The sequence below is a fragment of the Pseudomonas sp. ADAK13 genome (genome assembly GCF_012935715.1).
Lineage (GTDB): Bacteria > Pseudomonadota > Gammaproteobacteria > Pseudomonadales > Pseudomonadaceae > Aquipseudomonas.
The window spans coordinates 7,287,419-7,300,098 of the sequence record NZ_CP052860.1 but is presented as its reverse complement, the minus strand read 5'-3'; the positions used below and the strand labels follow the sequence as shown (position 1 = coordinate 7,300,098).

At 61.5% G+C, this 12,680-nt stretch carries 12 protein-coding genes; 5 read left to right on the top strand and 7 right to left on the bottom strand.

The annotated features are described in order from the left end of the window. Positions 1-87 precede the first annotated feature (87 nt). The gene (locus HKK54_RS33485) at positions 88-978 is read right to left on the bottom strand and encodes a LysR family transcriptional regulator (protein ID WP_010166598.1); all 891 of its coding nucleotides are present in this window, start codon (positions 976-978) and stop codon (positions 88-90) included. Between the two features lie 101 nt (positions 979-1,079). On the opposite strand from HKK54_RS33485, the gene HKK54_RS33480 reads away from it, so the two are divergent. The 3 genes from HKK54_RS33480 to HKK54_RS33470 all read left to right on the top strand — a co-directional run bounded on the left by HKK54_RS33480 (position 1,080) and on the right by HKK54_RS33470 (position 5,141). After that, positions 1,080-2,495, top strand: a complete 1,416-nt coding sequence (locus HKK54_RS33480; protein WP_010166600.1) for an aldehyde dehydrogenase family protein — start codon at positions 1,080-1,082, stop codon at positions 2,493-2,495. A 194-nt stretch (positions 2,496-2,689) separates the two neighbouring features. Then, positions 2,690-4,582 (top strand): penicillin-binding protein 2, encoded by a 1,893-nt coding sequence (gene mrdA, locus HKK54_RS33475; protein ID WP_010166602.1) that lies wholly within the window; start codon positions 2,690-2,692, stop codon positions 4,580-4,582. 91 nt (positions 4,583-4,673) lie between these two features. Further along, a complete protein-coding gene (locus tag HKK54_RS33470) occupies positions 4,674-5,141 on the top strand; it encodes an SRPBCC family protein (protein ID WP_169389226.1) in 468 nt (155 codons plus the stop codon). 21 nt (positions 5,142-5,162) lie between these two features. Here the strand turns inward: HKK54_RS33470 and HKK54_RS33465 are convergent, their stop codons facing one another. Continuing rightward, complete coding sequence (locus HKK54_RS33465) at positions 5,163-5,750, bottom strand: hypothetical protein (protein WP_010166606.1); 588 nt, start codon at positions 5,748-5,750, stop codon at positions 5,163-5,165. A gap of 140 nt (positions 5,751-5,890) precedes the next feature. Here HKK54_RS33465 and HKK54_RS33460 point away from each other — a divergent pair, with 140 nt between their 5' ends. Together HKK54_RS33460 and HKK54_RS33455 are read left to right on the top strand one after the other, a co-directional pair. Continuing rightward, positions 5,891-6,925, top strand: a complete 1,035-nt coding sequence (locus tag HKK54_RS33460; protein WP_169389225.1) for a M4 family metallopeptidase — start codon at positions 5,891-5,893, stop codon at positions 6,923-6,925. A gap of 10 nt (positions 6,926-6,935) precedes the next feature. Continuing rightward, the gene (locus HKK54_RS33455; protein ID WP_169389224.1) at positions 6,936-7,250 is read left to right on the top strand and encodes a protealysin inhibitor emfourin; all 315 of its coding nucleotides are present in this window, start codon (positions 6,936-6,938) and stop codon (positions 7,248-7,250) included. Between the two features lie 8 nt (positions 7,251-7,258). Here the strand turns inward: HKK54_RS33455 and HKK54_RS33450 are convergent, their stop codons facing one another. The 5 genes from HKK54_RS33450 to HKK54_RS33430 form a co-directional block, all read right to left on the bottom strand. Beyond that, complete coding sequence (locus tag HKK54_RS33450) at positions 7,259-8,230, bottom strand: cyclase family protein (RefSeq protein ID WP_010166613.1); 972 nt, start codon at positions 8,228-8,230, stop codon at positions 7,259-7,261. 27 nt (positions 8,231-8,257) lie between these two features. Then, the gene (locus HKK54_RS33445) at positions 8,258-9,016 is read right to left on the bottom strand and encodes an SDR family oxidoreductase (protein WP_010166615.1); all 759 of its coding nucleotides are present in this window, start codon (positions 9,014-9,016) and stop codon (positions 8,258-8,260) included. 32 nt (positions 9,017-9,048) lie between these two features. Next, positions 9,049-10,497 (bottom strand): aldehyde dehydrogenase family protein, encoded by a 1,449-nt coding sequence (locus HKK54_RS33440; protein WP_169389223.1) that lies wholly within the window; start codon positions 10,495-10,497, stop codon positions 9,049-9,051. A gap of 2 nt (positions 10,498-10,499) precedes the next feature. Next, positions 10,500-11,606: a tartrate dehydrogenase gene (locus HKK54_RS33435; protein WP_169389222.1), complete on the bottom strand. Its 1,107-nt coding sequence runs from the start codon at positions 11,604-11,606 to the stop codon at positions 10,500-10,502. 120 nt (positions 11,607-11,726) lie between these two features. After that, the gene (locus tag HKK54_RS33430) at positions 11,727-12,611 is read right to left on the bottom strand and encodes a LysR family transcriptional regulator (protein ID WP_169389221.1); all 885 of its coding nucleotides are present in this window, start codon (positions 12,609-12,611) and stop codon (positions 11,727-11,729) included. Between the last annotated feature and the right edge of the window lie 69 nt (positions 12,612-12,680).

Genomic DNA, 12,680 nt, shown 5'->3' with positions numbered 1-12,680 from the left:
TGAAAAGAAGCGAGCTTGCTCGCGAAAGACTTCAACGATTACACGGGCCAACAGATGCCCCCGCGCCTATAAATTCCGCCTCCCCGTTTAAAACCCTTGCTCCCTGATCAGCTCAATCAGTGCCCTTAACCCCGCCGGAACATGGCGCCGACCCGGATAATAGAGACGCAAGCAGTCAAAAGACGGCGTCCAGTCCTCCAGCACGCGTACTAGCGTCCCTTTCGCTAAATCAGCGGCCGCATTCCATTCCGTAAGATAGGTCAATCCCAGCCCCGCCCTGGCAGCCTCAAGCATCAGAGTCGGGTTATCCAGGGTCAAAGCCCCCTGCACCTCTACAGCGATCGCCTCGCCATGACGCTCAAACTCCCAGTGATAGATTGCCCCGCTGGGCATTCGGCTGCGAATACACGCATGAGCACGCAAATCCATGGGGCTGAGGGGCATTGGGTGGCTGGCAAAATAGTCCGGGCTGCCCAATACCGCAAAACGCTGGGCAGGGCTGATATCAATCGCGATCATGTCTTGAGGAACGGTATCCCCCAGTCGAATCCCCGCATCAAATCCCTGCGCTACGATATCCACCAGGCGCCCTTCAGTGACGATATCCAACTTCATCCGAGGATAACGTCGCAGGTAATCCAGCAGCAGTGGCATCACCTGCTTTGCAGCACCCGCCGAGGTATTCAGGCGCAAGGTCCCGCTCGGTTCCGCGCTGCGATTTCCCGCCTGTTCCAAAGCCGTGCGGATGCTCAACAGTGCCGGGGTAATCGTCTCGACAAACTCTGCCCCCACTTCAGATAACGACACACTGCGCGTCGTGCGGTTGAACAGCCTCACCCCCATTCGCGCTTCAAGCCCTGCGATAGAGTGGCTCAGCGCTGACGTCGACACATTCAACTCAGTCGCCGCCGCGCGAAAGCTGCGATGCCTGGCCACGGCCAGTACGGCTTCCAGTTCATTCAGCCCGGATGTGTTCATTGTCCTGAATCACTCATTAACTCATGCCGATTTGTACGGCTTATCAGCTCAATCATAGTGACTTACCGTAGGACGCACTAGCTCAGCGTCCCGGAGGACCTATGCAACACATCAACCAGATTTACATCAACGGCGCCTTTGTGACACCCCACGGCGAAGAGCTTTTTGACCTGTTCAACCCCGCTAAAGGCCAGCGTATTGGCCAGGTTCGATTGGCAAATGAACAGGACGCCCAGGTTGCCATCGCTGCTGCCAAGCAGGCTTTTGCCGAGTTTTCCCAAAGCGCTAAAGCTGTACGCATCGGCTATCTCCAACGCATGCACGCCGCCGTTGAATCGATTGAGGACGAGCTCACCCAGGCAATCATCGAAGAGTACGGTGCGCCGGTTTCCCGTGCGCGATGGATGGCCAGGCATGCCGCCAGCGTCCTGAAGGATGCCGCTTCGGTACTGGAGAACTACAACTTCTCCCGACGCATTGGCATCGCCGAGGTGGTCATGCAACCGCTGGGCGTGGCCGGATTGATCACGCCCTGGAACAGCAATGCCGGTTTCATCTGCGGCAAGCTCGCTGCAGCGTTGGCCGCCGGCTGTACCGCGGTGATCAAACCCAGTGAGATGAGCGCCATCCAGACTTCTATTGTCACCCGTGCGCTTCATGAAGCGGGTTTGCCTCCCGGCGTGTTCAACATCGTCACCGGCCGTGGCGAAACCGTAGGCGCGGTGCTGAGCACCCATCCAGACATTGCAAAAGTCTCTTTCACTGGCTCGACCGCTGTCGGCAAAACGATCCTGCGTGCCGGCGCCGACACCCTGAAACGAATCACCCTGGAACTGGGCGGCAAATCACCGGTGCTGATTCTCGATGATGCGGACCTCAAGACCGCCGTGCCCATGGCGCTTCAGGCCGGCTTCATGAACAGCGGCCAGGCGTGCATTGCCGGCACCCGAATCCTGGTACCTGAAAATCGCCTGGCTGAAGTCGAAGCGCTGATGATCGAGGAGGTGGCCAACGTACGAGCCGGCGATCCTCATGATCCAGTTACCGCCGTCGGCCCCATGGTCAGTCATAAACAATGGGAGCGGGTGCAGCGCTACATCCAGATCGGGATTGAGGAGGGCGCTTATCTATTGGCGGGAGGTCCCGGTTTGCCAGAAGGTATCAACGCCGGCTGGTTCGTAAGACCCACTGTATTCAGCCGCGTGAACAACCAAATGACCATCGCCCGCGAGGAGATTTTCGGCCCCGTATTATCGATTATTACCTACGTAACCGAGGACGAAGCCCTGGCCATCGCCAACGACACGCCCTACGGCCTCCAGGCGTACATCCTGTCATCAAACCCCGAACGCGCCCGCAGGCTGGCCAGCCACATCGACGCTGGCCGCGTCCTGATCAACACGCTGGCCCATGAGCCACTGGCACCGTTTGGTGGTTTCAAGCAATCGGGTATTGGCCGCGAGTACGGCACATTCGGCCTGGAAGCCTTCCTGGAACCCAAGTCGGTCTTGAGCTGATTTCTCAGCATAAAAACGCATGAATAAGGTCGCCGGCCCAAACCAAAGTGCATGAACAGCCCCATATGCACGCCGTTCAGGGAAATCGATGCAAAGTGTTTCTGCATTTTTGGTATGGTGCAGCACATTTTCACAGGGACTGATTTTCCTCCGCAGGATGCGGCGTCGACCTTATTCAACGAGATGCTGTAGAAATGCCTGAACCGATACCCATCAAGGATCACGAAAAAGAAAACCGCCTGGTCAACAAGCGGCTGCTGGCCTGCGCACTGCTGGTGATCGGCATCACCTGCGCCCTGGTAGGCCGGATGTACTTTCTGCAGGTGGTGCAGTACGACTATCACTCCACGATTTCGGAAAACAACCGCGTCCATGTCCTGCCGATTACACCGACGCGCGGCCTGATCTATGACCGCAACGGCGTAGTACTTGCCGACAACCGTCCCAGCTACAACCTGACGATCACTCGCGAGCGCACGACCGACCTCAAGGGAGAACTGGACGCTATCGTCAGCCTCCTGCATCTGCCCGCTGAAGACCGCGGTGTATTCGACAAAGCGCTCAAACAGGCGCGTCATCCCTTCGTGCCCGTCACGCTGTTTTACGAGTTGACCGAAGAACAGATCGCCGTGCTGGCCGTCAACGAATTCCGCCTGCCGGGCGTGGACGTCGAGCCGCAATTCGTCCGCCATTACCCGCTGGGTGCGCACTTTGCCCACTCCATTGGTTACGTGGGCCGGATCAACGAAAAAGAATCCAAGGCCCTCGACTCGGTGGAGTACCGGGGCACGCAGTCCATCGGCAAAACCGGTATCGAGCGTTTCTACGAGTCGGAGCTGCATGGCCACGTCGGCTATGAAGAAGTCGAGACCAACGCCCAGGGCCGGGTGCTGCGCGTGCTCAAGCACACCGACCCGATCCCCGGCAAAAACATCGTGCTGAGCCTGGACGTCAAACTCCAGGAAGCCGCCGAAGAGGCCTTGGGCGATCGGCGCGGCTCGGTGGTGGCCCTGGACCCGGCAACCGGCGAAGTCCTGGCGATGGTCAGCAAGCCGAGCTTTGACCCGAACCTGTTCGTCACCGGCATCAGCTTCAAGGAATACGCTGCGCTTCACGATTCCCTCGACCGGCCGTTGTTCAACCGTGTGCTGCGCGGGCTCTATGCGCCGGGTTCGACGATCAAGCCGGAAGTGGCCATCGCCGGCCTCGACAGCGGCGTGGTCACCGCCCAGACCCGCGTGTTCGACCCCGGCTACTACCAACTCCCGGACTTCGACCACAAATACCGTAACTGGAACCACAGCGGCGACGGCTGGGTGGACATGGACGCGGCAATCATGCGCTCCAACGACACCTACTTCTACGACCTGGCTCATAAGCTGGGCATCGATCGCCTGCACGACTACCTGGCCGAGTTCGGCCTCGGCCAGAAAGTCTCCCTGGACATGTTCGAAGAGTCAGCCGGCTTGATGCCATCCCAGGCCTGGAAGCGTGCGACGCGGCGCCAACCGTGGTTCCCGGGTGAAACCGTGATCCTCGGCATCGGCCAGGGCTACATGCAGGTCACCCCGTTGCAACTGGCCCAGGCCACTGCGCTGATCGCCAACAAAGGCGTGTGGAACCGACCACACCTGGCCAAGACCATCAATGGCGTGGCGCCAGTGGATGAAAACCCGATGCCCAATGTCGTCCTCAAAGACCCGCGCGATTGGGAACAGGTCAACCACGGTATGCAGCTGGTTATGCACGACCCACGTGGTATCGCCCGGGCAGCGGCAGCCGGTGCGCAATACCGGATTGCCGGCAAGAGTGGTACCGCCCAGGTGGTGGCGATCAAGCAGGGTGAGCGCTACAACCGCTTGAAAACCCTGGAGCGCAACCGCGACAACGCCTTGTTCGTCGGCTTCGCCCCGGCGGAGCACCCACGGATCGTGATTTCAGTCATGATCGAAAACGGCGAGGCCGGTGGCCGTGTGGCCGGCCCGGTGGTGCGCCAGATCATGGATGCCTGGTTGCTCGATCAGGAAGGCCACTTGAAGCCGCAATACGCGACCCCCAGCAAGGCACCGGGTGATCCCCACGTTTAAGGCCATGGGGCATGACGCGAGTCATGCCCTATCCCTTCTCAAAGGTTGCGCATTGGTCGATGTCGCCTACTGTCAATACAGGAGGTGTCTCATGCACGAATCAAATGAAATCAAACGTAAAGTCCTGCTCAACGCTCCACGTCAACGCGTCTGGGAAGCACTGACCGACGCCGAGCAATTCGGCAGCTGGTTTGGCATCGCCCTCAAGGGCAAGCAGTTCGCACCGGGTCGGGCCATTGAAGCCCAGATCACCTACCCCGGTTACGAGCATGTGGTGTGGAAGGCGACAATCGAGCGCCTTGAGCCGCAAACGCGGTTCTCTTTCAGTTGGCATCCCTACGCCGTAGACAAGGATGTGGACTACGACACGGAAACCCCCACGCTGGTGGAGTTCACCCTTGAGGATCACGCCGAAGGCATTTTGTTGCGGGTGGTGGAATCAGGGTTTGACGCAATCCCGGAAGCTCGCCGCCAAAAAGCCTACAAGAAGAACTCCCGAGGCTGGGACGATCAGATGAACAACATCGAAGACTATTTGGCGCAGGCCCATCAGCCTTGAGCTGAAGGGCCTGCGCTGCCGTCAGCCTTCGTGGGCAGTGCTGATTTCCAGGGTGTCGGTGTAGGTCACCAACACGCTCTGGCCGACCTTGAGGTCTTTGAGGCCGGCGCGGATTTCCGGTTTTTCCACGGTCAGCACTTTGCTCAGGCCCGCCGGGTTTTCCAGGGTCACCTGGTTTTTCTTCAAGTCGATGTGGGTGATCTTCAGTTGCACCTGCACCTGGCGGAAGGCAGCACCGCCCGGGTTCGGGTTATCCGCCGTGGCGCGCAGCACGCCGGCTTTCTCGGTGGCGTCGGGCGCGCCTTTGTCGATGTCGGTGTCCAGTACGGCTGCGACCGAATGGGTCACCAGCACCTTGACCTGATCGCCAACCTTGAGGTTGCCCAGGTCCTTGGCCTGGTCGCTGAGCTGCACATGCACCTCGCGGCCTTCAGCGCCCTGGAGCACCACCTGATGGCTGGCGGCATCCACTTTGAGCACCTTGGTGGTCACCTCATCGGCTTCCAGCGACTTGGACAGCGGGATATCGGCGGCATGTGCCGTCAGGGCACCGGCGGATAACAGGATTGCCAGGGCAATGGCCTGGCGAAGAGGGCGAATGACATTCATTGAGTGGACTTCCATGTAAGAGGAGTCCTGAGTCTAGTGGCGAGTCGGCGATACGCAAATTCGCCACCCGATCCAATCGAACCTCGGGGGCAAAACCGCATCACAACAAGACAGACAGCTATCTGACAAGGAGAACGCCCATGCCCAGTCCAGGTTCGTGCCCGGGATTTATCCCGCCCTACATTCTCCATCGGCTGATCGACCACGGTTCAGATTGGCAGCGCTCGCGAGCCCTGAATACCCTGACCCACGTTCGCCAGTTACTGCCCAATCCAGGCAAGCCTGGCCAGGCTTCGGCGGCGCCCGTTACCGGCGCGTTGCAACGCAATGTCTACGACGCCGGCCACCTGACGGTGCTCCCGGGTGACCTGGTACGCGCAGAAGGGCAGCGGGCCAGCGGCGATGCGGCGGTGGATGAGGCTTACGATGCCTTGGGCGCGACCCATGATTTTTTCTGGCAGGTTTACGGGCGCGACTCCATCGATAATCGCGGTTTCGCACTGACCGGCACCGTGCATTATGGCGAAGGCTATGACAACGCCTTCTGGAATGGTGCGCAAATGGTCTTCGGCGACGGCGATGGTGAGGTGTTCCAGCGCTTTACCCGGTCCCTGGACGTGGTCGCCCACGAACTGACCCACGGCATCATCGAGAGCGAAGCCGGCCTGGTTTACCGCAACCAGTCCGGGGCGCTCAACGAATCAATCTCCGACGTGTTCGGCGTCCTTACCCGGCAATACGCGCTCAAGCACACGGCCGAGCAGGCGGACTGGCTCATCGGCGCGGATTTGCTGACCGACAAGGTCCATGGCAAAGGCCTGCGCTCCATGTCCCATCCCGGCACCGCCTATGACGACCCGGTACTGGGCAAGGACCCGCAGCCGGCGCATATGCGGGACTTCGTCGTCACTCAGGATGACAATGGCGGCGTGCACTTGAACTCCGGGATCCCCAACCGTGCGTTTTACCTCGCAGCGACGGCCTTGGGCGGGGCGGCCTGGGAGCAGGCAGGGCAAGTCTGGTATGACACCCTCTGCGATAAACAACTCGATAATGATGCGGACTTCCAAGGCTTTGCCACCTTGACCGTCGCGCATGCCCGTGAGCGTTTCGGCGCCACCCAGGCCAAGGCGGTGGAGAAAGCCTGGGCCGGTGTGGGTGTGAGCCCGGGATGAGGAGAATGCGATGAAACAGCTACCACCCCTGGGCAGCGATGCCACGGTGCGTCTGTCCCGCCAAGGCGGGGTAACAGCGATGTTGAGCCGGCCCCGCGAGATCGAGTTTGCCCAGTGCAATCTGGATGAGCGCGAACAGATCTGCACGTTGCTCAACGGTTGCCTGCCACTGGCCTCGGTTGAGTCGGGAAGGGGCGACCAGCGCTTCTACCAAATCGAAGTGCGCTTTCGCCAGGATGATCGCGATGACCGGTTGATGCTCCAGGTGCCTGAAGAGTTGGCACCTGGAGAGTTAGTCCGGCTATGGGACAAAGGTCAGGTCTGATCCTCGGGTTACTTGATCACCACCGGGTTCACCGGCGCGCCACTGCCCCCGACAATCTTTAACGGGGCGGCGGTGTAGAGGAACTTCCATTGGCCGTCGTCCGCGCAATCGGCGGCCAGTTCCTCCAGCAGCACGATTTCGGTGAAGGCGATCCCCAGGTTGCGCATCAGCGCGCAATGCAGCGGAATCTGCACCCCGGACACCGGGTCGGTGATCACTTCGTTGGCGATGGTGTCGGTCACCAGGTTGGGGATTTCCATCTCGTGGAACCACTCCACCAGCTCCCGGCTGTAAGTCAGCCCCGGCTCCATCAGGTCCTTGAAGAACTCGGTTTTGCCCAGTTCATAAAACGCACCCATGGAGCCGGTGCGGATGATCAGGATGTCGCGCTTCTCAATGGTCACGCCTTGGGCCTTGGCGGCGTCGAGCAAGTCCAGGTGGTTGAAGGTTTCGCCACGGCCCAGGCACTTCTTGCCGCGATACCGGGCCATGTCGATCAGCACGGCGCGACCCACCACGCCCCGTTCGGCGATGGCCAGCACACTGGCCTTGGCCATGCCGCCGACCGTGGTGTTGGCGTCGTAGCCGTTCCACAGTTGATTGTCGTACCAGGCGTGCCCGAGGGCGTCGTACTGGGTCGAGCCTTGCAGCTGCATGAAGATCACGTCGTCGGAGTACGCCGCGCCGCCGGTCATGTGCGGCTGTTTGCCGAAGTGGTAATGGCTGTGGTCCAGGGTGTTGAAGCGCATCGACGGGTTGCGCGCCGGCCACATCGGGTCGCCGTCAGGATGGCCGATCTGCACTTGCAGGGTAAAGGTCTTGCCCTGGCGCACCGAGGCGACGCCCCGCAGTACTTCGGCTTCAGTCAGGTAATTGAGGGCGCCGACTTCGTCGTCCGGTCCCCATTTACCCCAGTTCTTTGGCAGGCCTTCAAGCAATTGTCTGGTGTTCGGCTCGTTCTTATTATGAAGATCACACATAGCAATTCCGGTCCCTGTGAGAGTGAGTTACACGCAGCGTCCGCCATCGACTTCCAGGCAGGTGCCGGTGATGAACGCCGCTTCGTCCGACGCCAGGTACAGGCAGGCGTTGGCCACATCTTGCGGGGTGGAAAAGCGCCCCAGGGGAATGGTTGCCATGAACTTCTGGCGGTTTTCCGGGGTGTCCGGCACGCCCATGAATTCGCTGAGCAATGCCGTGGCACCGACGACCGGATTCACGCAGTTGACGCGGATATTGTCCGGCCCCAACTCTGCCGCCATGGTCTTGCTCATGACCACCACTGCGCCCTTGCTGCCGTTATACCAGACCAGTCCCGGACGCGGACGGATCGCCGCCGTCGAGGCAATGTTGACGAACACACCGCCGCCCTGGCCGCGAAAGTGCGGCACAAAATGCCTGGCGCTCAGGAAGATGCTTTTGACGTTGACCGCAAACACCCGGTCGAACTCGGCCTCGTCGACCTCCAGCATCGGCCGGTTGCGGTGGGTGGTGCCGGCGTTGTTGATGACGATATCCAGGCCGCCGAACTGTTCCAGGGTGCCGCGCAACAGGGCGCCCATGCTTTCATCGTTGGCCACGTTGACCTCGATGAAATGCGCATGGCCGCCGCTTTCGGCGATTTCATTGACCACCCGCTGGCCGCCGACCGCGTTCATGTCGGCGACGATCACCTTGGCGCCCTGGCGGGCAAAGGTCTTGGCGATGCCCTCACCAAAACCCGAACCGGCGCCGGTGACGATCGCAACTTTATTGGCTAAACGCATGGTGTGTTCTCCGTTCTTGTTGTTGTGAGGAATCAACCGTGTTTGATCGCAATGGTCTTCAAGGTGGTAAAGCCCAGCAGCGCCTCGAAGCCCTTTTCCCGGCCATAACCGCTGGCCTTTACCCCACCAAATGGCAGTTCGACGCCACCACCGGCCCCGTAGTTATTGATGAACACCTGGCCGCAGCGCAGCTTGCGGGCCAGGCGCATTTGGCGTGCGCCGTCGCGGGTCCACACGCCGGCCACCAGGCCGAATTCGGTGCCGTTGGCCAGGCGAATCGCGTCGGCTTCATCGTCGAAGGGCATTACGGCGAGTACCGGGCCGAAGACTTCCTGTTGCGCCAGGCGACTGTCGGGCGGTACGTCGCGGAACAGCACCGCCTCCTGGAAATACCCGGCGCTGCCGGCCTCGGCCACCACCGTGCCGCGCGCGGCGACGGTGATCCCGGCCTGTTCGGCTTCGCGAATAAACTCGCGCACCTGGCGTTGCTGCTTCTGGTTGATCAGCGGGCCCATGTCCAGGTCCAGCGCTGAAGGCCCGGCGCGCAGCTCGGAAAAACGCTGGCTGAGGCGCGCCAGCAGGGTTTCGTAAATGCTGCGCTCCACCAGCAAGCGGCTGCCGGCGGAGCAGGTTTGCCCGCAGTTCTGCACGATGGCATTCACCAGCACCGGCAGCGCTTCATCCAGGTCGGCATCGGCAAACACCAGTTGCGGCGACTTGCCGCCCAGCTCCAGCGTCACCGGGCAGTGGCGTTCGGCGGCGGCTTTCGACACCGCCGTGCCGGTGACAGTGGAGCCGGTGAACGAGATGTGATCGATGCCCGGGTGTGCGCACAACGCCGCGCCGGCTTCGTAGCCATAACCGGTGACCACATTGATCGCGCCCGCCGGAAAGCCCACCTCCGTGGCAATTTCCGCCAGGCGCAGCAACGACAGACTGGCATCTTCCGCCGGCTTGACCACACAGGCATTGCCCGCCGCCAGGGAGGCGCCGACGCTGCGCCCGAAAATCTGCATCGGGTAATTCCACGGGATGATATGCCCGGTCACGCCATGGGGCTCGCGTACCGTCAGCACCGTGTAGCCGGCCTGATACGGCAGGGTTTCGCCGTGCAGCTTGTCGGCGGCACCCGCGTAATATTCGAAATAGCGGGCAAGGGCGGTGGCATCGGCGCGGGCGACCTTCAATGCCTTGCCGGTGTCCCGCGCTTCGATCTGCGCCAGCTCTTCATGATGTTCCAGCACCGCCACACCGAGCTTGGCCAGCAGGCGGCTGCGCTCTACGGCAGACAACTGGCCCCACGGTCCATCAAAGGTTTCCCCGAGGGCCTGGCGCGCCGCGCTGATCGCCGCGTCGATATCGGCGGCCGTGCCACGGGCAATGCTCGAATAGGTTTCGCCGGTGCTCGGGTCGATCACCGGAATGTCTTCCAGCGAGGTCGACGCCCGCCATTGGTTGGCGATGTAATGTGCGTGGGTCATGTTCAGCTCCTGTTCCCTGCGACGCATTCGGCGATGGCGCGGCCCACTTCGACGGTGCTGGCGCTGCCGCCCATTTCCCGGGTGCGCGGGCCTTCGGCAAGCACCGTTTCGATGGCGGACACGATGGCCGCCGCGGCTTCCTGATAAAGCGGATCACCGTCACCCAGGTGCTCGATCATCAGTGCGGCCGACCAGATCTGCCCGATCGGATTGGCGACGCCCAGCCCGGCAATGTCCGGCGCCGAGCCGTGCACCGGTTCAAACAACGACGGGTAGCGCCGCTCCGGATTGAGGTTGGCCGACGGCGCAATGCCGATGGTGCCGGTGCACGCCGGGCCGAGGTCGGAAAGGATGTCGCCGAACAGGTTGGACGCCACCACCACATCGAACCAGTCGGGATGCTGCACGAAGTGCGCGCACAGAATGTCGATGTGGAACTTGGCGGTTTTCACGTCCGGGTAGCGCCGTGCAATCTCGTTCACCCGCTCGTCCCAGAACGGCATGGTGATCGAGATACCGTTGGATTTGGTCGCCGCCACCAGGTTTTTCCGGGGCCGTTGTTGCGCCAGTTTGAAAGCGTAATCCACCACGCGGTCCACACCTTCGCGGGAGAAGATCGATTCCTGCACCGCGATTTCCCGCGAGGTGCCTTCCCACATGCGCCCACCGACGCTGGAATATTCGCCTTCGGTGTTTTCCCGCACCACGATGAAGTCGATGTCCCCCGGTACACGGCCGGCCAGCGGGCAGGGCACGCCGGGCATCAGGCGCACCGGGCGGATATTCACGTATTGATCGAACTGGCGGCGGATCTTCAGCAGCGACTCCCACACAGCGGTGTGGTCGGCAATGATGTCTGGCGCGCCGACGGCGCCGAAGAAGATCGCGTCATGGCTGCCGATCTGTTCGGCCCAGTCGTCGGGCATCATCGTGCCGTGGGCCAGGTAGTGCTCGCTGCACCAGGCAAAGTGGTCGAAGTGAAAGTGAATACCGAAGCGCCGGCTGACGGCGTCGAGTACCCGCAGGCCTTCGGGCACCACTTCGCGGCCGATGCCGTCGCCGGGAATCACGGCGATGCGGTGGGTGGAGCGGGTGGGGGATTGGGACACGCCGTGTCTCCTGTGTTGTTTTTATAGGAAGGTCTGGCGGGGGCATTCTTGGCACAGCTGCGGCAACAGGGGAATTGCTAATTGTGGAATCGGCCTTCGCGAAATTCGAAGGCCGAAGGGTTATGCCGGGTTGGCGCTGAGGTAGTCGAACAGCGCCAGGCTGGTCAGTGAAGGCTGTTCCTTGCGCATGCACAGGTACATCTGCCGGTCGGCCCAGCTGTCGTCGATTTCGATAAAGCGCAAGGCCATCTCCTTGCGGAAAATCTGCACCGCGCCCTGTGGCAACACGCCCACGCCCTGGCCGGCGGCGATCAGGCGGCACACCGCTTCGAAACTGCGCACCTGCATCCGTAGCCGCAACGGCATGCCGATCGCGGCGGCGGCGTCGGTAATCAGCGGGGTGATGGCGGCGTTGTCTTCCAGCCCAACGAAGTCATAGCCGAGCAAATCTTCAAAGCGCGCGTGGCGCATTTTCAATGGATGGTCGTTGGGCACGATCAGGCACAGGCGGTCCTGGCAGTAGGGCTCAAAGCGCAGTTCTTCACCGCTGTGCCGGGTGGTGACAATGCCGACATCCGCCACGCCATCGCGTACCGCCTGGAGAATTTCCCGGCTGCGCTCCTCGCGAATGTCCAGGCGGATGCCCGGGTGCAACGTGTTCCACTGGGTCAATTGGCGCGGCAGTTCCTGGCTCATTGCTGAACTGTTGGCGTACAGGCACACCCGGCCGGTGGCGCCCTTGGCGTAGTCGGCGAGGTCCGCGTGCATGCCGTCCACTGCCCGCAGGATCGACTGTGCATGCTGGGCCAACACCTCCCCGGCCGCCGTCGGTGAAACGCCGGTGGAAGTGCGGGTCAGCAGGGCGACCTTGAAGTGCTGCTCCAGCAGCGACAGGCGTCGGCTGGCGGCAGAGAGGGAGATATGGGATTGCTCGGCCGCCCGGGACAGGTTGCCCAGCTTGACCGCCTTGAGGAACAGCTCGATGGAAGTGAGGTCGGGGGACATGCCGGGGTCCTTGTGCGCAGTGGGTGAAAAACTACGCAGTTGGCACGCGGCTGTCCAATATCCGGCAAA